Here is a 1,117-nt window from a genome sequence, read left to right on the forward strand (position 1 = left end):
CCTAACTGGGAAGTCGGCACCAGCCTCGCCTACACCCACGGCAAAAACCGTACCGACGGCAAACCTTTGGCACAAACTCCGCCGCTCGAGTGGAACAATACCCTCGCCTTTGACAACGGCAAATTCAGCGCGGGCGCATTATGGCGCGTCGTAGCCAAACAAAACCGTTACAGCAAAGGCCAAGGCAATATCGTCGGCCAAGACATCGGGGCCTCTTCAGGCTTTGGCGTACTCTCGCTCAACGCCGGTTGGAAATTCAGCAAATACGCCACATTGCAAGGCGGCGTGGACAACGTGTTCAACAAAACCTATGCTGAATTCGTCAGCCGTGGTGGAGACCCGTCTGCCGGTACTCAAACCATGCGTGTGAACGAGCCCGGCCGTACTGCATGGCTGAGACTGCAAGCGAAGTTCTAATCAGCCTCGCGCGTATATAAAAAGGCCGTCTGAAAAATTTTCAGACGGCCTTGATATTTCTTAATGATGTTTTAAACAAACAGTCCGGCGAAACAATACAACGCCGGACTGTTTGCTCACTATCGGATTAAATCAAACCCAAAGAGTTGATGAACACGACAATAATCGCAATCGGCGCAAGATAGCGAAGCGCACCCAGCCACAGATAAAGCAACTGTTTCGGAATGGTACTGCCCATGCCCGCATCACGCAGGACGGACTGTTTGTCCTGAACCCATGCTGTAAACACGGCAACGCTCAATGCGCCAATCGGCATGATGACGGCGGAAATAATAAAATCCCACAAATCAAAAATGGTTTTGCCGAAAATTTTAAACTCGCTCCATACACCGAAAGACAGCGCTGAAGGAATACCGACTATAAAAATCGCAATGCCGGTTACCCAAGCATGGCTGCTGCGCTTTTTCTCGTCTTGGCGGATGGTTGCCGCGATAACGGTTTCCAGCATGGAAAACGCGGAAGTCAGCGTGGCAAAAACAACCAACAGCATGAACACAGCAAACAAATACGTACCCATCGGCATTTTCATGAAGACCGCAGGCAACACAACAAAAATCAAACCAGGGCCTTGACCGGGTTCAAAACCGAAGGCAAATACCGCAGGGAAAATCACCAAACCGGCCAGCAGCGACACAAACAG

General features: G+C 50.8%; 1 protein-coding gene and 1 pseudogene. One reads left to right on the forward strand and one right to left on the reverse strand.

The window, feature by feature from the left end:
* A partial coding sequence (locus ACTHS3_RS13990; protein WP_440368252.1) for a TonB-dependent receptor domain-containing protein occupies positions 1–417 on the forward strand: 417 nt, incomplete at its 5' end.
* A 127-nt stretch (positions 418–544) separates the two neighbouring features.
* On the opposite strand, the pseudogene ACTHS3_RS13995 reads toward ACTHS3_RS13990, so the two are convergent.
* Positions 545–1,117, reverse strand: a pseudogene (locus tag ACTHS3_RS13995) (sodium-dependent transporter); the annotation flags it as partial.

The organism is Neisseria sp. P0009.S007, from assembly GCF_051962515.1.